Source organism: Acinetobacter sp. AS167, from assembly GCF_037152175.1.
In the GTDB taxonomy this organism is placed as follows: domain Bacteria; phylum Pseudomonadota; class Gammaproteobacteria; order Pseudomonadales; family Moraxellaceae; genus Acinetobacter.
This window is the reverse complement of the sequence record NZ_JBBCMP010000005.1, coordinates 62,527-83,783: the sequence shown is the minus strand read 5'-3', so window position 1 is coordinate 83,783 and position 21,257 is coordinate 62,527. Positions and strand designations below refer to the sequence as shown.

At 35.3% G+C, this 21,257-nt stretch carries 21 protein-coding genes and 1 tRNA gene; 10 read left to right on the top strand and 12 right to left on the bottom strand.

Translation table 11 applies throughout. From position 1 onward, the window contains the following. Window positions 1–250: 250 nt before the first annotated feature. The 3 genes from WFN33_RS10745 to dctA all read right to left on the bottom strand — a co-directional run bounded on the left by WFN33_RS10745 (window position 251) and on the right by dctA (window position 3,568). Complete coding sequence (locus WFN33_RS10745; RefSeq protein ID WP_336953079.1) at window positions 251–1,060, bottom strand: siderophore-interacting protein; 810 nt, start codon at window positions 1,058–1,060, stop codon at window positions 251–253. Between the two features lie 152 nt (window positions 1,061–1,212). Beyond that, on the bottom strand, window positions 1,213–1,728 hold the full coding sequence (locus tag WFN33_RS10740) for a GNAT family N-acetyltransferase (protein WP_336953078.1): 516 nt from the start codon (window positions 1,726–1,728) through the stop codon (window positions 1,213–1,215). Between the two features lie 556 nt (window positions 1,729–2,284). Next, the gene (gene dctA, locus WFN33_RS10735) at window positions 2,285–3,568 is read right to left on the bottom strand and encodes a C4-dicarboxylate transporter DctA (protein ID WP_336953076.1); all 1,284 of its coding nucleotides are present in this window, start codon (window positions 3,566–3,568) and stop codon (window positions 2,285–2,287) included. A 289-nt stretch (window positions 3,569–3,857) separates the two neighbouring features. Here dctA and WFN33_RS10730 point away from each other — a divergent pair, with 289 nt between their 5' ends. Then, window positions 3,858–4,397: a type 1 glutamine amidotransferase domain-containing protein gene (locus tag WFN33_RS10730; protein WP_336953074.1), complete on the top strand. Its 540-nt coding sequence runs from the start codon at window positions 3,858–3,860 to the stop codon at window positions 4,395–4,397. A 273-nt stretch (window positions 4,398–4,670) separates the two neighbouring features. On the opposite strand, the gene WFN33_RS10725 is transcribed toward WFN33_RS10730, so the two are convergent. Together WFN33_RS10725 and WFN33_RS10715 are read right to left on the bottom strand one after the other, a co-directional pair. Beyond that, window positions 4,671–4,747: transfer RNA gene (locus tag WFN33_RS10725), tRNA-Ile, on the bottom strand. A 568-nt stretch (window positions 4,748–5,315) separates the two neighbouring features. Further along, window positions 5,316–5,462, bottom strand: a complete 147-nt coding sequence (locus WFN33_RS10715; protein ID WP_336953072.1) for a hypothetical protein — start codon at window positions 5,460–5,462, stop codon at window positions 5,316–5,318. A 319-nt stretch (window positions 5,463–5,781) separates the two neighbouring features. On the opposite strand from WFN33_RS10715, the gene WFN33_RS10710 reads away from it, so the two are divergent. Beyond that, complete coding sequence (locus WFN33_RS10710; RefSeq protein WP_336953070.1) at window positions 5,782–5,949, top strand: hypothetical protein; 168 nt, start codon at window positions 5,782–5,784, stop codon at window positions 5,947–5,949. An 805-nt stretch (window positions 5,950–6,754) separates the two neighbouring features. Here the strand turns inward: WFN33_RS10710 and WFN33_RS10705 are convergent. From WFN33_RS10705 to WFN33_RS10695, 3 genes are all read right to left on the bottom strand, one after another. After that, the gene (locus WFN33_RS10705; protein WP_336953068.1) at window positions 6,755–6,988 is read right to left on the bottom strand and encodes a DUF2171 domain-containing protein; all 234 of its coding nucleotides are present in this window, start codon (window positions 6,986–6,988) and stop codon (window positions 6,755–6,757) included. A 211-nt stretch (window positions 6,989–7,199) separates the two neighbouring features. Continuing rightward, window positions 7,200–8,306: an OmpW/AlkL family protein gene (locus WFN33_RS10700; RefSeq protein ID WP_336953066.1), complete on the bottom strand. Its 1,107-nt coding sequence runs from the start codon at window positions 8,304–8,306 to the stop codon at window positions 7,200–7,202. A gap of 441 nt (window positions 8,307–8,747) precedes the next feature. After that, entirely contained in the window at window positions 8,748–9,176 is a 429-nt protein-coding gene (locus WFN33_RS10695; RefSeq protein ID WP_336953064.1) for an MAPEG family protein, read from the bottom strand. A gap of 622 nt (window positions 9,177–9,798) precedes the next feature. Between WFN33_RS10695 and WFN33_RS10690 the strand changes: the two genes are divergently transcribed. Then, window positions 9,799–10,362 (top strand): 1-acyl-sn-glycerol-3-phosphate acyltransferase, encoded by a 564-nt coding sequence (locus WFN33_RS10690; protein ID WP_336953062.1) that lies wholly within the window; start codon window positions 9,799–9,801, stop codon window positions 10,360–10,362. Between the two features lie 106 nt (window positions 10,363–10,468). After that, window positions 10,469–11,218 carry a YebC/PmpR family DNA-binding transcriptional regulator gene (locus WFN33_RS10685; protein ID WP_004821088.1) on the top strand — a complete coding sequence of 250 codons (750 nt, stop codon included), beginning with the start codon at window positions 10,469–10,471 and terminating at the stop codon, window positions 11,216–11,218. Window positions 11,219–11,273: 55 nt separating this feature from the next. Here the strand turns inward: WFN33_RS10685 and WFN33_RS10680 are convergent, their stop codons facing one another. Both WFN33_RS10680 and WFN33_RS10675 read right to left on the bottom strand, forming a co-directional pair. Then, window positions 11,274–11,747: a GrpB family protein gene (locus WFN33_RS10680; RefSeq protein WP_336953060.1), complete on the bottom strand. Its 474-nt coding sequence runs from the start codon at window positions 11,745–11,747 to the stop codon at window positions 11,274–11,276. Between the two features lie 162 nt (window positions 11,748–11,909). Next, window positions 11,910–12,383, bottom strand: a complete 474-nt coding sequence (locus tag WFN33_RS10675; RefSeq protein ID WP_336953058.1) for an Lrp/AsnC family transcriptional regulator — start codon at window positions 12,381–12,383, stop codon at window positions 11,910–11,912. 299 nt (window positions 12,384–12,682) lie between these two features. Between WFN33_RS10675 and WFN33_RS10670 the strand changes: the two genes are divergently transcribed. The 5 genes from WFN33_RS10670 to WFN33_RS10650 all read left to right on the top strand — a co-directional run bounded on the left by WFN33_RS10670 (window position 12,683) and on the right by WFN33_RS10650 (window position 16,232). Further along, window positions 12,683–13,465 (top strand): HesA/MoeB/ThiF family protein, encoded by a 783-nt coding sequence (locus WFN33_RS10670; protein WP_336953056.1) that lies wholly within the window; start codon window positions 12,683–12,685, stop codon window positions 13,463–13,465. A gap of 39 nt (window positions 13,466–13,504) precedes the next feature. Next, entirely contained in the window at window positions 13,505–14,803 is a 1,299-nt protein-coding gene (locus WFN33_RS10665; protein ID WP_336953054.1) for an ABC1 kinase family protein, read from the top strand. 108 nt (window positions 14,804–14,911) lie between these two features. After that, window positions 14,912–15,292: a dihydroneopterin aldolase gene (folB, locus tag WFN33_RS10660; RefSeq protein WP_336953052.1), complete on the top strand. Its 381-nt coding sequence runs from the start codon at window positions 14,912–14,914 to the stop codon at window positions 15,290–15,292. After that, window positions 15,249–15,680, top strand: a complete 432-nt coding sequence (locus tag WFN33_RS10655; protein WP_016539512.1) for a 2-amino-4-hydroxy-6-hydroxymethyldihydropteridine diphosphokinase — start codon at window positions 15,249–15,251, stop codon at window positions 15,678–15,680. Before folB ends, WFN33_RS10655 begins: the two co-directional genes overlap by 44 nt. Window positions 15,681–15,707: 27 nt before the next feature. Further along, window positions 15,708–16,232 (top strand): hypothetical protein, encoded by a 525-nt coding sequence (locus tag WFN33_RS10650; protein ID WP_056510676.1) that lies wholly within the window; start codon window positions 15,708–15,710, stop codon window positions 16,230–16,232. Window positions 16,233–16,352: 120 nt separating this feature from the next. On the opposite strand, the gene coq7 is transcribed toward WFN33_RS10650, so the two are convergent. Beyond that, a complete protein-coding gene (gene coq7, locus WFN33_RS10645) occupies window positions 16,353–16,988 on the bottom strand; it encodes a 2-polyprenyl-3-methyl-6-methoxy-1,4-benzoquinone monooxygenase (RefSeq protein ID WP_336953050.1) in 636 nt (211 codons plus the stop codon). A gap of 1 nt (window position 16,989) precedes the next feature. Then, window positions 16,990–18,309 carry an MFS transporter gene (locus WFN33_RS10640; protein WP_336953048.1) on the bottom strand — a complete coding sequence of 440 codons (1,320 nt, stop codon included), beginning with the start codon at window positions 18,307–18,309 and terminating at the stop codon, window positions 16,990–16,992. A gap of 175 nt (window positions 18,310–18,484) precedes the next feature. Between WFN33_RS10640 and WFN33_RS10635 the strand changes: the two genes are divergently transcribed. Beyond that, on the top strand, window positions 18,485–21,229 hold the full coding sequence (locus tag WFN33_RS10635) for an autotransporter assembly complex protein TamA (protein WP_336953046.1): 2,745 nt from the start codon (window positions 18,485–18,487) through the stop codon (window positions 21,227–21,229). Window positions 21,230–21,257: the final 28 nt, after the last annotated feature.

Below are 21,257 nucleotides of genomic sequence, written 5' to 3'. Positions count from 1 at the left end.
ATAATACGAGTTTGGTCTCGATGTTTTACTGGCTTTCTCCATTACATTCATGAAGGAATTTGAAATTTCTTTAGTTTTTAGAGACATGACCAGATTCTCTAATTATTTTATATTTCAAAGACTCGTGTTCTTTTCAATTGAGTTTTTTCGGAATTAAAAACCTTATAAATACTAGTTTATAAGGTTTTAGAAGTTTTACCTGAAATAATACCAATTATATATTGAGATTGATCATTTATTCACTTTGAGCTTAATCATCTATCACTTTAGACTGTCGCTCATTATCTGCTTTCCCAATCTGCCAATAAGAACAAGCATAACAATCTTCTTTGCCCCAATCACTTTGCTTTCTTAAGATGTTACGACATGCGCGAACAGCTTGTAGTTCAGCGGTAATATGTGCAAAACGGCTTGCTGGTAGATTAATAAATTCAGGATGGCGTAGCAACTCGTCAGCCAATAAACTTCGCTGAAGCGGCTGCGGATTGAACAGCCATATTTGCTCTAAATTAGCTTGTGTATGCAGTTCGATTTGATCTTCTACAGTTGCCACTTCGGCAATGACATATACTTTGGCATCAACTGTTAATTTCTCTAAGATCGCTTGAGTGACTGCAAGCCCAGTCCCATCAGTAATAATGAGATAATGATTCAGTCCTGTAGGGATTGAATTTTTAGCGGCAGTAGACATGGTTATACCAATTTGATCCCCTGGTTGGGCACGATCTGCCCAGTGACAAGCCACCGTATCTGTACCATGCATTGCAAACTCGATGGTTAGGGTTTTATTGACTAAATCAATATCGCGATGGGTATAAGTCCGAATTTCTGGCATCATCTCAGGATTATTGACGATCCATTTACGCTGATCAAAATCAAAATCGGGAATTTCTATTGTGGTTTGATCATGCCTTGGAATAAAAATTTTATTGTTATCACCAATACAGGTGTGTTTGAATTTCTCTACATCTGCACAGTCAAAAATAATACGGATATAGTTTGGACCTAGATATATTTTCTCTTTCACTTGAATAAAAGTGCGATGTGCATTCAGCGCCATGATTTATTCCATATAAATAACAATAATTCTCATTATCGTATCGGCTTTTACTTGAAAATGCCACCATTACCGCGAGAGTTGACTATAAAACTGCAAAGATGCTCGGCATCCTGCATCAATAAATCATAAACAATTCAAGCTATCCATTGGTATTATTGAGTATGAGGAGGAATAGCATAACTTACAGAATCATATTTAGGTTTCTTTTTATACTCAGAAATAATCCCACCTAAAGATTCCGCGATATGGCGACTGGCATAATTTTCGACAGCTACAGGATAAATAAAATTTTTAAAACTCAAGTTAACAGAAGCCCAATGAACCATGCTTGTTACCGCATCTTTACCAAATCCTGACTTATGTCGATCTTCTCGAATCCAAATGCCTAATTCAGGTGTTTCCGTTTGTATTTGATGCAGTCCTGCCAGGCCAAGAAACTCATGATTAACAATGTGTCTGACAACGAAAATTAACTCATTCCCATCTTTAATATTCTCTAGCCATTTATGCCAGATCTCATCAAACTCTTGACGGCTTTGCGGTGGATCCCAAGTCATATATCGTGTCAAGGTGGGAGTAATATACTGAAATACCTCATCAGCATCTAAAGGTGTAAATGGTTTTAAAACAACTTGAGAAAAATGAATCTCTATATTATTCCAGTTCAAAAGAACCTCGAAAATTGTGAATTAGGGTTAATTTATCGCATAGAAGACAAAAGGTACATGGTTAAAATCAGGATAGGTTTAAGCTAAAAACGATCTTAAATTGAAGTCATCAATAGGGATATCGATCCTAGTTTTCTGACTTTATTCTGAATATCGAGTTTCAATTTAATCCTTGTACGCATGGCAATCAGAATTTTTATTGATTTACTTTAATCACTAATCCTCGGAGTAAAAGGTTTAGTGCAGCTCTTCCAGACTTGAGTCCTTTATTATGGTTTTCACCATCAGCCCAAATAATGCGAATGATTCATTTCCTTATGTTTTCTGGAATGGTCTTTGATTGAGGACTTTAATTTAAGGAAATGCATGATTCATAAAAAACCATTTCAGTGACTCAATGCTGAAATGGCTTATGATGAAATATGTGTGCTTAAGATAGCGTTAAAGGATTTTATCTAAAGCGTATTGTGTTGCTAATAGTGCGTTGGTTATGTAGTGCATTGGTTTTGCTACAGAATAAAACTCTAATTTTTCCCCACTATGTGTTAATTGCGTTTTAATTTCCCAATTCATTTTTTGCCCAGTTCGGATCATCTAACATTTGATGTACACGTTTCTTATCAACATCATTTTCCCATACACCAATCACTAAAGTTGCGACACAATTACCAATCAAGTTGCTTACTGCTCTTAAAATACCAATCAGCCAATCCACTGAAAGGATCAATACCAAGCCAATCGCCGGGATAACAGGAAAGCTGGATAAAGTCGCAGCAAGTACAACGATCGCTGATGCAGGAATGCCATGTGCTCCTTTTGAGGTAAATAAGGTGATTAAAAGAATCATGATGAGGTCTGAAATTGTGAGGTGAACCCCTGTCGCTTGCGCGATAAATACAACAGCAAGGGTGAGATAAATTGAAAAGCCATCTAAGTTAAAAGAGTAACCCGACGGAATGACTAGGCTTACAGTGGAGTCTTTTATCCCTAATTTTTTTAGTTTATACATCACTTGCGGTAATACCGAATCAGAAGATGATGTGCCACATACAATGGTGATTTCCTCTCTAAAATAGCGAATGAGCTTAAAAATATTGAAACCTAAGAGTCTTAATACCAGACCAAGTATGACGATCACAAAGAAAATCACAGTTGCATAATAAATTAAGACCAAATAGCCCAAATTAAGTAAAGTTTCTATTCCAAATTTTGCCACGGTAAAAGAAATTGCACCAAAAACGCCTATAGGGGCCAGTTTGATGATGATGGACATGATTTTAAAAATAACTTGAGATATTTTGTCAATAAAAGAGGCGACAGGATCACTGACATCTTTAGACAGCATAGATAATGCAACGCCAAATAAAATTGAAAAGACAACCACTTGCAGAATATCATTCCCTGTGAATGCACCTACCGCAGTCTGAGGAATCATATTTAAAAAGAAATCAGATACACCTGTAACTGCATGGATATTTTCATTGTACTTGGTCATTTGGGACGCATCTAAAGTCGAAATATCCACGTGCATTCCATGTCCAGGTTTAAATATGTAGGCTGCGGCTAATCCTAAAATTAAAGCGATAGTGGTCATGATTTCAAAATAAATCAGCGTTTTTATTCCCACTTTCCCAGCTTTTTTTAAGTCTCCTGCACCATAAATTCCTAAAACAATGACGCAGAATATAAGCGGTGCAATCAGCATTTTGACAAGTTTGACAAAGCCATTACCAAGCACTTGAAAATTGATCGCAATATCAGGCAAAAAGTAACCAAATAAACAACCAATCACCAATGCAATCATTACTTGTAAAAATAAAGAGCGTTTAATAAGCTTCATTGAGGAGATTCATAAATAAAAGGTCACTTGAAAAAGCAATAGTTATGCCATTTTTGAATGAATAATTTTTGGTTTTTGCTGTGGTTTTTGTTATTGCGATATTTGATCTTTTGATACATAGACTGCTTAATGCGGTTTTCGATTATTTATAGATTAAAAAAATAAAAAGGATATATAACAAGCCTTAAAACAATATCCTAAAACATTTAACAATAAGAAGCTAAAACTTGTACATGTACAATCGCATTTTTTGTTAGCTTGAAATATACCGTATTGTTGGAGTAAGAAAATGACTAAAAAAGTACTATTCATCACTTCCAATTCTGGCGTTGAGCATGATGAGCTTAAAAAACCTTTGGACTTTTTGACGAGCAAAGGCATAGAAAGTATACACGCTGCAATTGAATTAAACGATGTACGAACCGTTGTTCATGATGATGAAAAATCGGTGTCATATAGTCCGCATGCGATTTTGGAAAAAGTAGATCCAAGTGATTATGATTTGCTGGTTATTCCAGGGGGAACGGTCAATGCCGATCAATTGAGAATTGATGAGAATGCTAAGAAAATCATTCAATCCTTTACTGACCATAAGAAACCGATTGCTGCCATATGTCATGGACCATGGGCTTTAATCAATGCAGAAAGAATTAAAGAGAAAAATTTGACTTCATATAAAAGTATTCGTATCGATCTAGAGAATGCAGGTGCAAACTGGATAGATGAAGAAGTTCATCGTTGTAATACTGGTGGATGGGTACTCATTACATCGCGTAGTCCAGATGATATTCCTGCCTTTAATGAGGCGATATTAAAAGAGTTGGAATAAGTGAATAGAGCAGGCTAAGCAAAGTTTAAACTTTTGAGATAGCCCTTTAATCGAGGGTTATTTCATACTTCTTGTCTGGTTAATTTGATATGTTCTGGAAGAAACTTAATTATAATATTTAATTCTTGTTCAGAAACACAGATCAACTGACCACTTAGCTTAACCATCGCATTCTCATTGATAAAATCTAACAAATTTTTTTATATAGTAGTAAGGTTAGTTTATATATTAAAAAACCACTTAGGATTAATGCACCTAAGTGGTTGTCTTATTTGGTGGGCCCACCCAGACTTGAACTGGGGACCAACGGATTATGAGTCCGCTGCTCTAACCAACTGAGCTACAGGCCCTTTATCAAGTGAATTGATTAATTATCAACTACTTGGAACGTCAGCAATACTATCTAAGATTTTAGAGTTTATCAAGTTTTTTTTACAATTAGACTGTAGAGAATAGCTTGATATAGTATTTAGCATTGCGATAGCTAGTGATTCTATATAGGTCAACACCAAGAGTAAAGCTGACAAAGACATTTATTGATCAATCGGAGCCTAGTTATACGATTTATCGAGTCAATGAGTTGATTGGCTTTGTTGTAGGTGTGAATACCAACTATAAAACTTATAAATATCGAGAGGAAAAGTCTACAGTTGGTACAGCAAACGAAGCTTTTATAAATTACTCCAATTTAAAGTTTCTTAAATCAAAATCAATCATGGGTTATACATTCAAAAATAGAACGTTTTAAAAAGGGTGGTATTGAAATTGTGATTAGAATCTTAATTAAAGATTTTTTATTTTAATAGTATTTCAATTAATTCACTATTAGAAAAGCAAGGAAACACCTTGCTTTTCTTAGTTTAATTTAAGCACTTCTAAAATGCTAAGCTTATAAAAATAGCTAAAAATTACGCTAACTTAGCCTTGCCAACTCGCAAGCATATAGATCGCAATCGCAAGCAAAAATAGACCCACCAAGAGTAAAATATATTTAGGGATCCTACGCTTTTCTTGTGCTTTTTCTGACCTTTCTTGAGCGGTTGATGGGTTGTTATCATGTTGCATATTAACCTCTAAGATTTATCAAGTGATTAATTTATATGGTGGACTAATCTCAGTACTACTGTGTGAATAAATGTTGTTAAAAAGTGAGCAGTGTGGATTGAATGAAATTTTAAGTATTGAATGAAATGATACTTTAAAATAAGGGCTAGTTATTTTAAAAATAAAAAACATAGTGTTAATTGATATTCTATATTGATTAAAAATAAATAAGCATGACTTAAATTCACAAGTACTTACAACACTAAACAGCGAATAAAATAATCCATGCTATAAAAACTATGTTTATATCTATTATTTATCGTTATATGGAGAAGTGATTATGCCTGTAGGAGATAAATCTGCATATACTGCAAAGCAGAAAAGACAAGCCCAACATATTTATGAAAGTGAGAAAAAACAAGGTCGTTCGGATGAAGATGCGGAACGTATTGCTTGGGCGACCGTAAATAAGCAGGATGGAGGTGGGAGAAAATCCCGCCACTCTTAACTGCTTAAATCCACTTCGGTGGATTTTTTTATTTGTTAGATAAACTGCTAACTTTGAAAAATTAAATAATAGAGTTATAAAGATGTTTTTTAAAACTTATATAGGATTATTTATGGGTATTTTTTTAAATATTAAGCCGTTAGTCATTATCAATTGCTACTCATAATTTCTAGAATGGAAAATATATCAAAATGTAAACAGGGCAAATATTAAGTATAATTGACTTAGACAGATGTAAAAGTAAATACTTAGACCTGCATGCGGATCTAAATACAATGATTGAAGAAGATTCTAAGTCAGAAAAATAGCTGCTCGTTATTAGTTCAAAATTAATACGGATCACTTGAAAATTTGTTTCTATCTCCTATAACAAGCTAAAAAATGATAATGATATGTATTCTTGATTATGTTTAAAGGAAAAAGCTTCGATAATTTTTTAAAATTTAGCTTCTCTATGTTTATGGTTTTAACCTTTTGTGCGCTCGGCATGGCGATCTATCAGAAATTCACAGGTCAAGTAGATAAAAATGTTTTAGGTTCAGCTCTAAACTTTATGTTTTTTGCATTTTTGCAAAATATCAATAGGAAATTCAATACTTGGAGAACCGGTTTGACCTTATCAATGAAGATGAAAGACAGCGCCAATTGAGATTGGATGAGGACACGAAAGTCTTAAAAATAAGGTTTAATCAAATATAAAACGCTCGATGAAATTCATTGAGCGTTTTATATCAAATAAGTGTCAATCTACTGTACAATGAAACACATATAAAATTGAATATAACTCAGTTGTAATCGGCCAAATCTATACTTCTAGCCAAGTGTCTTTAACCTCTTGAGAATCTTTAGTTAAGATAACTTTTTCGCCTTTTATCTCACCAACCCAAGATGTTGGTATAAGATGATGATGTCCATCTCCATGTTTGGTTAGCTTGATTTGCTCTGCACCAACAAGGTGATCTACCTCACCAACTTTGGTTCCACAAGACGCAATAACATCGGCATGATTCTTAATACTTTCAACATTGATAGAAGTCATTTGATACTTTCCTATTGAAATGTGATTTGAATATTTACCTTATATGAAATATTTGGGTGAGTCTTGGTCTGAAATGAAAAGGCTACAAGACAGTCAAAATAATTACTTAATGAATTAAATTTTATACATGGTTATTTTTGAAATTAATTATAAATGAAGCCATTACAGTATTTTAAGTTGCTGTAATGGCTTCAAGTTCTAACAGATAGGCTTAGAAACGATAACCTACACCAAGGTAAGTGATCAGTGGATCGATCTCAATTTTAGTTTTAGCCTGAATAAGCTTGGCATTGTTATTGGTATTAAGGACAGTAATGGTTGCCGTATTGTCTAACTTTGCATAAGAAATAGAGGCAGTTGCAAACCAGTTTTGTTTAAAGTCATAGGTAAAACCAGCTGTAACAATGGGCGCAATGGTATCAGTAGCATCTACTTTAACTTTCATATTGCCGCTCGATGGTTTTCCCTCCAAAGAAGCCCCAGCTTTACCATCATGAATATTTTGAATCATATGTCCAGCACGTATCAAATCATTTTCAATTCCTGAATTGATTTCGATATCGTTGAAGTAGGCATACATTAAACCAGCACCTACAAATGGTCTGAACTTATTGACACCAGATTTACCAAAATAGTACTGTGCTTGTATTGCAGGCGTCCAAGCTCTAGCAGATGCGGCAGTGTCATAACTATCCAAGTCTGTAATTAAAAGATTGTTTTTTAAATATAAATCGCCCACTAGGCCCTGAAGTGGTTGTGAAGTCGCTGAAAAAGGTGCATAGACAGTTCCTTTACCTTTTAAGTCAACTTTTGGGGGAATCCCAGCAATCAATTGAACGGCAACATTGTCTGTGACATTATAAGTAAACATCATACCTAGCGTGTCTACATCTTCAACTTCCAAACCAGCATCTGCTGACCAGTGGGCAATTCCATCGATTTCAGCAATTCCTGTTAATTGGTCTATTAAGGTTGGATCTTCTGCCATGATTACATCTAGCAGGTCATCAAATAAATAGCGTCCTTCTTCATTACTGGGTGCATTGAGTAAGCTAATTAGGTTGGGGTCCATCGCATCAATGCGAGATTGATCAACATTATCTAAAATGGTTTTCCCTGAAATTACACCTACGGAAGCTTTAGTACCATCACTTACAGAAGTATTGATTCTAAAAGGTTGTGCTTTCCCCATTGATGACATATGCAACCAACCTGAAGAAACCGAGAAGCGTTTAAAATCTTCAGCTTGGCTGATTCCCGCAATACAAAATAGTGAGGTTGTAACTATGACTTTTTGAAAGATCTTTTTTGTTTTCACTTGAATTCATCCTTTTTAAATACAATCACTGTCTTCTTGACAAATGAGACTATTAAAATTACATAAAACAACCAATAAGTAGAGTAAAAACTCTAATTTAGAAATAGCATTAAGACTTAAAAGCTAATAAATAATGGTTGAAAAGTATTATAAAAAACATAAAATCATAGAGTTGTTTAAAAACAATGTATTTGTAGGTATATTTTTTATATAAATAAAGTATTACAAAATAGTGACATAGTTTTACTTTTTGATAAATTTACTTTACTCTTAATTATATTAAAAAAATTACAGGATAAATTAGAAAATCTAAATTTAATTATTATTCATGAAATCTTTTTAATTAATTGTCGATATAAATTTTATTATTTTTCAAGATCTAAAATACAACTTAAACTAAAATAGAAAATGATAAATAAATGCCTATTGATTTGCATTTATTTAAAATCCAATACATCTCATCACGATTTTAATTGCTAAAAGAATGAGGCAGATTATTCCAACAGCATAAGAAATACTGCGCCATGGTTGAATTGCACTGAGATAGGTGACTGTATGTGTGAATCTTGCAATCGTAAAAATACAAAATACCCAGACAATAAAATCACTGTTTAGGTTTAATGCAATACAAAGCGCTCCAAGCACCCAAAACACGGGAATATTTTCTAAATCATTTGCCCAAGCTTGACTCGCTCTAACTACCAGCGGCAAGTCTTCTGGCCTAACTTTTACACTGACAAAATTAGCGTCTTCGGTATTTTTAAACGCTTTATTCTTAATACAGTGAAATCCTTGATAACAAGAGATTGCAAGCATTTTAAGAAAAAGTAAGATTACACAAAATGCATAGATATGCAGTAAATTATTCATAGGTACTCATTTATTGGTATGCTTAAGATGTATTTAAATAAGTATATCTATTTAAGGTGACTTGTAATTCTTTTAGAGTAAAATATTTTTACGTGGTTTAAGATTCCCATCTTCATCAATATTGCTTAGATGATTGCGGTATAAGATGATACATTTAAATTTGTGAATATCGAGCATGATTAATAAGGAGTTATTTTTATCGCTTTTCTAAATAAATTTAAATGCTTTTCACCTGTAAATCAAAATAAAAAATAAGGCAATTATGCGAAAAAGGAGCATAAAAATTTTGCAATTATTTTACCTGAAAACTCTTCCGTCTGGGGGTGTAATTAGGATTAGAGGAGTTGAAATGATTTAATCAAGATAGAAAAAATCAATTAAATTTTTATACAAATTAAATTTATTTATTTTTTATTGTTAATTTAGAATTTGAATTGAGTTAAATGTACTGTAAGGCGTTTAACAATTTTACATTTTTAACTGACTATTTTTGTGTGCAAAACAAGTGTTTAAAATGACAAAAATAAATATATAAATGTAAAAAATAAGCACAATAGAGATTGTCTTTTTAAGCTTTTACTTGGACAATTCGCAAATTCTGATTTTATTATGTTAGGTAGTTATGAAAAAGTTGTTGGGAGAACTTACTTTTAAGCTCTCAGGTTGGTCCTATGAAGTTAATCAAAGTGTATTAGAAAAAAAACAAGTGATCATCGGTTTTGAACATACCTCCATGATGGATGCAGTATTGTCATTGGCAATTTTTCAAATTCATGACCTTAAAATCCATACTTTAATTAAAAAAGAATTATTTAAAGGTCCATTGAAACCATTTTTAGAAAAAATTGGTGGCATTCCTGTAGATCGTAAGTCAAACAAAGACGTCGTTTCACAAATGGTTGATCTATTTCAGAGTAATGACGAATTTAATTTGGTGATTGCGCCAGAAGCGACTCGTGCAGAACGTGGGCAAGCTCGTAAACCGATTCGGACTGGTTTTTGGCATATCGCAAAAGCAGCTGGTGTTCCTATTGTTTTGATGTATGCAAACTCAAAAACAAAACAAGGTGGAATCTTTGGAAAGATTTACCCAACAGATCTAGATCAAGACTTAGCAGAAATTAAACGTCTATATAAAGAACATACAGGACTCGATATTATGATTCCTGAGGCAAAAAATTCTTAATTTGCATTAAATCTAAAAAATAAGCACTTTCTCATAAAAAAGTGCTTATGGTAGAATTGTCGCAATTTGATATGGCATAAAGCCAATCTACAGGAGCATATTTCGCATGGCGGGTCATTCCAAGTGGGCCAATATTAAGCATCGCAAAGCAAAACAAGATGCAAGTCGTGGTAAAGTTTTTACCAAATATATTCGTGAATTAACCACAGCAGCAAGACTTGGCGGTCCTGATGTGGGAAGTAACCCTCGTCTACGTGCTGTTGTCGAAAAAGCACTTTCAGTGAATATGACACGCGACACGATCAACCGTGCTATTCAACGTGGTGCTGGTGGTGAAGACAACGATGACTTAAAAGAAGTCACTTATGAAGGTTATGGTGTTGGTGGTGTTGCGGTGATTGTAGAAACCATGACAGATAACCTTAATCGTACTGTGCCTGATGTTCGTCATTGTTTTTCTAAAACCAATGGTAACTTAGGTACAGCAGGCTCAGTGGCATATTTGTTTACCAAACGTGGTGAGATTACTTTTGAAGATGTTTCTTTAGAAGACAAAATCATGGATGTGGCTTTGGAAGCTGGAGCTGAAGATATCGAAGTGAACGAAGATGAAATCTTAGTAATCACTACACCTGAAAGTTTTGGTGATGTACAAGATGCATTAACTGCTGCTGGGTTAAAATCAGATAATGCAGAAGTGGTTATGAGTCCATCTACAAAAGCATTGATCGCTGATGTGGATCAAGCAAAACTCATTGTTAAAATGATTGATATGTTTGAAGATCTTGATGATGTTCAAAACGTATATACCAACGTTGAATTCACAGATGAAGTATTGGCTGAATTAGACAGTTAAGTCTGATTTAAGTAGATAAAACGCACCTTGGGGTGCGTTTTTATTGAGAGAAAATTTATTGCTGATTTAAAACAGAGGAAATAAATTTATTTTTTTCAATCCGGTAATCGATCATATCTAAATTTTCACAACGCTTTTTTAGATCATTGTAAGTTTGCACCAGTTTAGAGGACTGCCTGAGTGTATCTCTAAATTTAATAAATGACTCAAATTCAGAACCATTAACAACAAGTTGAAAGGCGACATCATCACCATTGAGCGATTCCAACATACACAATTGATCTGTTCTCAGTGTTTCTAATTTCTCTTGAAAATTTAATCGATAAAGTTTTTGAATTGCATCATTAAATTCAGATTGATCCACTGCAATATAAATGTCTAAATCTCCTTTAGAGATTGCATTGGGAATCGAAGAGGCACCAATGTGCTCAATTTTTGCATTGATTAAAAGTGCATTGATTTGAGTTTTATAATACGCAAACCGTGCATTACATTGGGGTTGATATTCTTCAGCTAAATAAAATCTCATAAAAAGATCCATTCAAATACAATGTGATATCTTTGATTCTAAATTCTACCTTTCTAAAATATCATAAAATAAATGTTTAAGACCAATGAGAGTAGCTTTACTTTATTGGTTTTAATTTGGTTGGATGCACCATGCAAAAGCTAAACTGGTTCAATACAAAATTTAAATTCGATTGAGTAGGCCAGTACAATTAAACACATGTTTATATTCTTTAATCACGAAGCTTGAATGTAGTGCAACCACATGCTCAATTTTACCAATTCGCTTGAGTAAAATTTCACTGTAATTCTCCATATCTTTTGCGATCACTTCGACTAGGAAATCGGCGGTTTGCCCAGTCACTAAAAAGGCGTTAATCACTTCAGGGATGTTTTCGAGTTCTTCTAAAAATTTAGCAAAGGTATCTGTGTCATGTTTACTTAGGGAAATTTGTAAAATGACATGTAATTTAAAGCCTAACTTTTCAAAATTAATATCACGCTTTAGATTGGTCATGATATCGGTTTCGATCAAGTGTTTGATACGACGATGAACAGAACTTACAGATAGGTTAATACGTTCTGACAATTCATTTAGATTGATGTCTTCATGAGTTAAAATTTCTAAAATTTGTTTGTCGTAACGATCCAATTCCATATTTTTATCCAGGTTGAAAAAATTTTCTGTATTAATGTAGATTGATTTTTATATTTTTTCAATATTTGAATGAATTTTGAGAATAAATATCATAAAAATATAATTTATAGAAAATGAATCAGTTTAATTCTGAAAGTATTCTGGGTTGGTCCATATCCTAATGCACTTGCGAATGGGCTGTTGAAAACATTGAGCTAATTGATAAAGCTTAATCACAAGGATTGAAGCTTATTTTTAGTTATTTCTCATCTATAAAGTTTTTACTTTATACTGTTTAAAATTGAAAAGTTTATCCACCAATGCTTGAACATGATCTAGAACTTACCGAATCTGAAATGCATCTCTATTCTCGTCAAATTTTACTTGATGGTTGGGATATTGAGGCACAGGAAAAATTAAAACTCGCCAATGTACTGATTGTTGGTTGCGGTGGAATAGGGTGTACCACTGCCGAATTGTTGGCACGTGCAGGTATTGGGAAAATTAGTCTGATTGATGCTGATACAATTGAAATGAGTAATTTACAAAGACAAATTGCTTATGTTGAGCAAGATGTAGGATTTTATAAAGCAGAGATATTGGCCAAGAGATTGCAAACAATTAATCCTTTTATCCAAGTAGAAAGTTATATCAGTAAATTGGATGAAAATAATGCGCAAGCTTTGATTGCTCAGCAGGATTTAGTTTTAGATGGTTGTGATAACTTTACCACCCGTTATCTGGTGAACCACATTTGTACCCAGCTGCATGTTCCATTGATTAGCGCTTCTGCGATTGGTTTTCAAGGTCAGCTCTTTATGATTGATGGTGATTCAGCTTGTTATGAATGCTTATTTCCCAAAGCGCAACAGCATAATGAAAGTCTTCGCTGTGCTGACTCAGGTGTATTAGCCACCACACCCAATGTCATGGCAAGTTTACAGGCACATCATGCTCTTCTATTTTTAGGTTTAGCGAAAACCCCATTGAAGCAAAAACTGTTGCTATGGGATGGGTTAACAATGAAACAACGAATTTTAGCCTTTGAAAAAGATAGAGATTGTACAAACTGTCAGGCAAGCCATACTGCAAATGCTGATTAATTTGCTACACTTATACAAATTCAATTTAATGTTGACATTATGAAAAATAATATCTTTTTAGATGGTCTACGTTCAGTTGCCCGAGTTGGGGAAACTGCTGTTATCGCGGCCAAAGCAGGTATTAAATATGCCACTGAAAAACCAAGTAATGCCAAACTGATGCGTGAAACCTTTGAATCATTAGGCTCAACTTATATTAAATTGGGTCAATTTATTGCCAGTACGCCATCTTTATTTCCTCGTGAATATGTTGAAGAGTTTCAAGGCTGTTTAGACCAAACGCCTTATTTACCTTTTAGCTATGTTCAGGGCGTGTTGGAACAAGAATTTGCTGGGCGTAATTTAAGTGAAATCTTTGCATCTATCGATGAAAAGCCTCTTGCTTCAGCATCTATTGCCCAGGTTCATGCTGCCAAATTGGTGACTGGTGAAGATGTTGTAATTAAAGTGCAAAAACCTGGTGTAGAAACTATTCTTTATACCGATTTAAATGTATTGCACTGGGCAACCAAGGTTTTGGAAAAAGCGATTCCAAAAGTAAAATTTGCTTCATTGGCAGATATTGTTGATGAAATTAAAACACGTATGGTGCGTGAAGTTGATTTCATTGAAGAAGCACAAAATTTGGATGATTTTGTGAATTATCTCAATGTATCTCAAAACACGGCAGCAACAGCTCCAAAGGTCTATCATCAATTTTCAACACGCCGTGTACTCACCATGCAACGCTTGTATGGTGTGCCACTGACTGATTTTGATGTAGTCAGAAAAGTCGCGAAAGATCCATCTCAAGTGCTGATTACCGCCATGAATACTTGGTTTGGTAGTTTAATGTTATGCCAGTCTTTCCATGCCGATTTGCATGCGGGTAATCTTATGTTACTTGAAGATGGCCGTATTGGTTTTATTGATTTTGGTATCGTAGGACAGTTAAAACCTGAAGTTTGGCAAGCATGTATGGCATTTATGGATGCTTTGCAAAAGACAGATTACACGTTGATGGCTGAAAATATGTTGGGTATGGGTATGACCAGTACTCAAGTCGATACTCAGGTTTTGGCAGAAGATTTAGAGCGTCTATTTAGTGGGGTACTACTTGCAGATCCACAAAAAATTATGACGTCTAATCCATCAGATTTAAATGACATCATGATGGATATGGTGGGTGTAGGCGAGCGTCATGGTATTCGTTTCCCACGAGACTTCGCGTTATTATTTAAGCAAATGCTATATTTTGATCGTTTTATGCGTGTTCTTGCGCCATATACCGATATTTATGCTGATCAACGTTTACAGATGGTGCAAAATATTGATCCTGTGTCACTGTTAAAACATTGATATAGATGTTTTCTCCTTGTGGAAAAGTGGCTAGGTCTGATTGTATAATCTTGCTTGGCCCTTTTTTAAAAGGGCATTTTTTATTTAAATTGAGAATTTATAAACGTCATGGATGCAATTATCATTGAAGGGTTAAAAGTTGAGACTGTGATTGGCTGCTTCAATTGGGAACGGCAAATTATCCAACCTTTAATGTTGGATCTCCACATTCAAACCAGTTTAGAACAAGCGTCTAACTCAGATGAATTAGTCGATACATTGAACTATGCTGAAATTTGTGAAATTTCTGCCAGAGTGATTCAGGATGCTGCACCAAAATTGATCGAACATGCGGCCAAATTAGTATTAAATACGCTTTTCTCTACCTTTAAATCTATTGAATCGATTATGATTACAGTCCGTAAGCCTGCCATTATCCCGCAAGCAAATTCTGTAGGAATTCGTCTTGAACGACACCGAAATGATATTCGCCCTAGCTCTAGCGAGTAATCGCGATCCACAACAAAATTTTCAAAAAGCATTTGCTCAGATTGCCCATTTGGGAATGGTGTCATTTTCTCCAATCTATTTAATTCCATGCCGTGATGGAATTGGTGCAGATTATTGGAATGCTGCATGTTTGGTTCAAAGCCAGCTGTCTGTAGATGAAATGCTATCTTTATTAAAAAAGATGGAAGCAGACTCAGGTCGTGTACGCCCATCACATCAAATTTCCTTGGATATTGATCTCATTGCATGGGGATCTCATTTAACTGCAATGCAATTTAATCCAAAGAAACTACCATTGGCGTTGGATGTTAAAGTGCCGATGTCTGATCTTTGGGAAGATGCATTATTCAAACATTCCGCAGATCAATTTCCAGTTATCATTTTATAGTCTTTAAAATAAATAGGTTAAAAAACAATGTATTTTAAGCCCTTGGCATTATTCAGTTGTGTGCTTTTATTTAGTGCATGTCGCCATTTACCTGAACAATCTGTTACACCAGTACAAGCTGTAAGTGAAGTGCAAAGCTTACAACAGCGGGATAACAATCTTAAGCAAAAAGTGAATGCTTATACACAAGATCAAGCTTTATTTGATGTGGCATTTGATGATCTCAATCAAGATGGGCAAGATGAAGCCATCGTGCTTTTAAAAGGGCAAGATTGGTGTGGGTCTGGTGGTTGTACAATGCTGATCTTTCAAGGAAAATCTAATCACCAGTTTGACTTTTTAAGTAAAACAACCTTGGTGGATACGCCAGTTTACTCTACAACATATATGCATAATGGTTGGAAGCAAGTGCTGGTTTATAGCCGAAAGCATGGGCAAGTGATGTTGAAATTTGATGGAACTCAATATCCGCTCAATCCATCTTTATTGCCTGTCGCAACTGCAAAATTGCCACCGAATACAGCTAAATTACTTTTGGGTGTTGCTGACTAATTTTTTATTTTAACCCACAGCTCTATATCAAAATGTGGGTTAAACAGAACTTAGTAAAATGCTAAAAAACAAGCCCAGCAAGTGGGCTTGTAAATCAGTTAAATCATGCTGTGAGATAAATTAGATAAAATAACTGGTCTTGGTCATCAGTTTGGAAATTGCAGTCATGGTGATCTTCACTGGAATAGGCAGCTCGACACCACCAGCAGTTAATGCTGTATCACGATGATGCAGTTCATCTTCATTCATCTGCACCAATATTTTACGTGAGCGCTCGTCTTGAGCTGGAAGCTGACTGATATGGTGTTGTAAATGTAAACTGACTTGGCGTTCAGTTTCAGCCACAAAACCTAAACTATATTTATCACCTGCAATGCCCGCAAGTGCACCCATACCAAAAGAAAGACCATACCATACCGGGTTAAGCAAACTGGTATGACTGTCGAGTTCTTTTAGGCGATCTTCACACCAAGCCAAATGATCTTGTTCTTCAATCGCTGCAAATTCCATTTCACGACGTACATTTGGAAGTTTGGCTGTTAATGCTTGCCCATGATAAAGTGCTTGTGCACAAACTTCACCACTATGGTTAACGCGCATTAAACCTGCAACATGACGTGCTTCGCTGACAACTAGTTTGGTTTCGACTGCATTGGATGGATTGCTTCTTTGCGCTGAAGTTGCACCAGGAACTAAACTTCTTAAAGCTTGGTCAAATGAATTGATCAATTTATCGATGCCAGTATATTGACGCATATTAGTCCTCCAAAGAAACCTGAGTTGTCGCTATTAATGGTTTTAAACGAATTAATAACCAAGCACTAAAAATAGCACTCAGCACGGCTGTGATACAGAATAATATTTTAATGTCTATTTTCAAAATACTTAAGATGAGAATAGAAAAAATTGCCGATGAAACCATAAATATTGCATTAAAGATATTATTTGCCGCAACCACACGTGCACGGTGTGATTTAGGGGCATAGGCTTGCATCATCGCATAAAGTGGAACGATATAAAAACCTCCACTTATACCCAATAAAGTGACTGCAAACATCACATGATAATAAATTGCCCCTGAGTTAAACATATCAGAAATCGCAATCAGATCACCAGTTCGTTCTGGAACAAAGGCCAAACTACCTGCCAAATAAAGCGCAAATACCGTTAAGCCAATTGCACCAAGCGGTACCATTTTGATATTTACTTCTGCACCACCAATTTTACGACACAACAATGAACCTACACCAATTCCGACAGAAAAAAATGTAAGCAATAAACTGACGACATTTTCATTGGCATGCAGATTTTGCTGTGTTAACTGAGGAATTTGTGTGAGGTATGTTGCACCATAAAACCAGTACCAAGAATTACCTAAAAGTACGATAAAAATTAACGGTAAACTTTTAGCATAACGAATGGTTTGGAAACTGGTTCGAAAGAAATTCCAATCGATTTCAAAGTCTTCATTTGACGTAGATTGTGTAAGGATAAAACGACTGGATAAATAACCCACCACTGCAATAGATACGATGGTTAAGCAAATCCAGATCATATTGCCTTGTGATAGCGAAATGACTGCACCTCCTAAAATCATTCCAATTAGAATCGCAATGGATGTGCCTGACTGAAACAAGGCATTACCAGACATCAGTTCATTCGGTTTTAAGATTTCAGGCAAAATCGCATATTTGATTGGCCCAAAAAAAGTACTATGCGTACCCATTAAAAATAAAGCGAAGAGTAAAATCCAAAGATTGCCCAATAAAAAACCCGCTGAGGCAATCAGCATGATAATGATTTCTAAAATTTTAATGCTTCGGACTAAAAATGAGCGTTCGTATTTATCTGCAATTTGACCTGCGGTCGCAGAGAAGATGAAATAGGGTAGAATAAACAGTAATGCAGCGAGATTGTTGAGTGTGCTGATATTGGCAGACTGATGATGAATCCAACCATAGGTGATGACGAGTAATAATGATTGTTTATAAACATTATCATTCAGGGCGCCAAAAAACTGGGTAAGGAACATCGGTAAAAAACGTCGTGTCCCTAAAATATGCTCATTTTTTTCCATTGTAGACGACTTCATTTAGTTATATATAAGAAATGTGTTGAAATGGTAACTATCTCTCAAAATCATGTATCATGTTTTTAACTTAAATCATGTGTAAAACCAATTGGTTTGGGTATTTGAAAGATTTTTAATAATTGATCTTTCTACAAATAAATTTAGGTCATTCGAGCTTGGTATGCCAGCAAAAATTAATTTTAAAAAATCTGTGCTTTCACATAGTGTACATTTACACTTTGACCGTTATCATATCAATAAACTGATATGTTCAAGTGTTTTTTTAAGTGTTTTTGCAATCCCTGTCAGTTATGCCGATCAAATACAAAGCAATCAGAATTTGACATCAAGTTCTGAAACTATCAGCACAAATTCTGAAAAAATCAGCAATACTCAAGAACAATTAGAATCGGCGGCCATTCAGCAAGGTGTATCAAACGAAAAGATCGACCAGTTAGATCAAAAAATTCAACAAGCTCAACAAACTGATCAAGTTGATAGTGTTAAAATGCTTGAACAACAAGAAAAAAATATGGGGGTGCAAGAGGATTTTAAGCCGATCCAATTTGAAGATCTTGAAGAGCTACCAGCTGTCGCTGTGGATCAATCGTTGGCAAATGAAATTTATAAAGTTGCAGAAGAAGCGAAAACAGATGCACAGAATTTTCGTAATGGTGTGATCAAAGAACCTCAAATTGAAGTGGCTAATGCGACCCAACAAGAATTGAATGAAATTACGCAAGCGCCGGTCAATGTTGATGAACTTATACAAACTATTCGTGCAGACAACAAAATTTCTGTAGAAGAAAATCAATCGGGTAAAACTTTGGTTGATAATACACAGAGTAATACTGATGAAGAAAAGGCTAAACCTGGCTTCTTTAAAAGTTTAGTCAATAAAATTCGTGGACCACAAGACAACGGTGTACCAATTCCAAAAATCGGTGTCTCAGTGACGGGTGCGCCTGCGGTTCTTGCAACTAATTTAAAAGCAAAGTTAGGCACCTTTACCCAAGAAGCATATTCTGATTTTAACGGTTCAGTACCACAGTTGAGAACACTCGCTGTACAGGCTGCCCAAGCGGTGGGCTATTACAATGCGGAATTCAAATTTAGCAAAATTGATGATACTCATTTAGGTGTTAAAGTCACGCCACATGATCCAGTCAAAGTGGCTGAACAAAATATTGAGTTTACTGGGGCAGGTTCTAAACTGGCACAGTTCCAAGTTATTGGCGTACTTCCTGATTTAGAAGAAGGTGATATTCTCAATCACGGCGCCTATGAATCTACAAAAAGCCGAATTGTGGATGCAGCCTCAAATAACGGATTTTTTGATGGTTATTGGCGTTTACATGATGTCAAAGTTGAGCAACCGCAAAACAAAGCCAAAATTGATTTAAAATACGAAACGGGTGATCGTTATAAATTGCAAGATGTGGAGTTTAGAATGAGTGATCCTTCTAAGCCACTCCCGATTGATTTAAAAATACTAAAAACCTTAGCACCGTGGGAAGATGGAGCGGATTATACCGCATGGCGTGTCAATGGTTTGGCCAACAACTTAACCAACTCGCGTTATTTTAACTATACCTTGGTTGATGCGGTTAAGCCGGATGCAATTGTAAAACCACTTGAACTTCCCGCAGACCTGCAAGCCTTAGTGGACCAGCAGAAAATTACTGAAACTACATTGTCTGCTCAAACCAATGCAGATAAAGCACATTTGTCAGATAAAGAAGTGACTCAAAATGTGGTCAATGAAAATCAGTTTGCGGGGACGCAAGGGGAAGAAGTCAATCCAAATTTAAAGCAGCTTCAAGCGCAACAGAAAGAAAAAGAATCAGATGAAGATCTACTCAAAGATCAGGCTCGTGAGAATAAAAAGATCCCAGTGATCGTGACCTTAAATGCGGACCGCTTAAACAGCTTAGAAACGGGTATTGGTTATGGGACGGATACGGGCGTCCGTTTACGTGGTCAATATAGACGTGCGATTGTCAATCATCTGGGACATTCTTTTGATGCCAATATGGAATTGTCAGAAATCCGCCAAGCCATTGATGCTCGTTATAACATTCCTTATAAACATCCACTAAATGATTACTTTAGTCTAGTTGCAGGTTATGAACGCGAAACTCGTGATGGTATTGGTAATGACATGGACTTGGTCATCGAGTCTGCTGTTGCTGGGGTTGACCGTATTATTAAAGGTTCAAGAAAAGAGTGGCAACATATTCTAGGTGTGCGTTACCGTTTAGACCGTGTCACTCAAAATGGCCCTGTAGATATTGCCAATATTCCTGACGCTTTTTTAATTCCTGGCTCTAATCAAGAACAACAGTCATTGTTATTGGGTTATGAAGCAACCAAAACAACCAGTGATAATCGTATCAATCCAACACGAGGATATAAACAAAGTTATAAAATTCAGCTTGGAAGTCAATCCTTACTTTCAGATACTGATATGGCAATTACGAGCGCGGATTGGAAAGGCTTATATTCGTTCGGTGAAAATGATAATCATCAGTTTGTAGGTGGCTTAAATGTTGGTTATATTTTTGCTAAGGATTTTGAAAAAGTTCCTTATAATTTAAGATACTTTGCTGGTGGCGATCAAAGTTTACGAGGTTTTGACTATAAGAGCCTCTCCCCAACAGAATATGGCTATAAAGTGGGTGGTCAAGGTTTGGCTGTTGGGTCATTGGAATACAATTATCAATTTAAAGAGGGTTGGCGTGGAGCTATATTCAGCGATTTTGGTAATGCTTACGATAAATCATTTAGTAACGATACCCAATATAGCTTAGGCTTAGGAATACGTTGGAAGTCACCAATTGGTCCGATTCGTATTGATGTTGCATCAGGTGTTTCAGATCCTGCACATCCAATTCGACTGCACTTCTTTATTGGTTCACAACTTTAATTAACTAAAAATATAAGAGAAATACTGG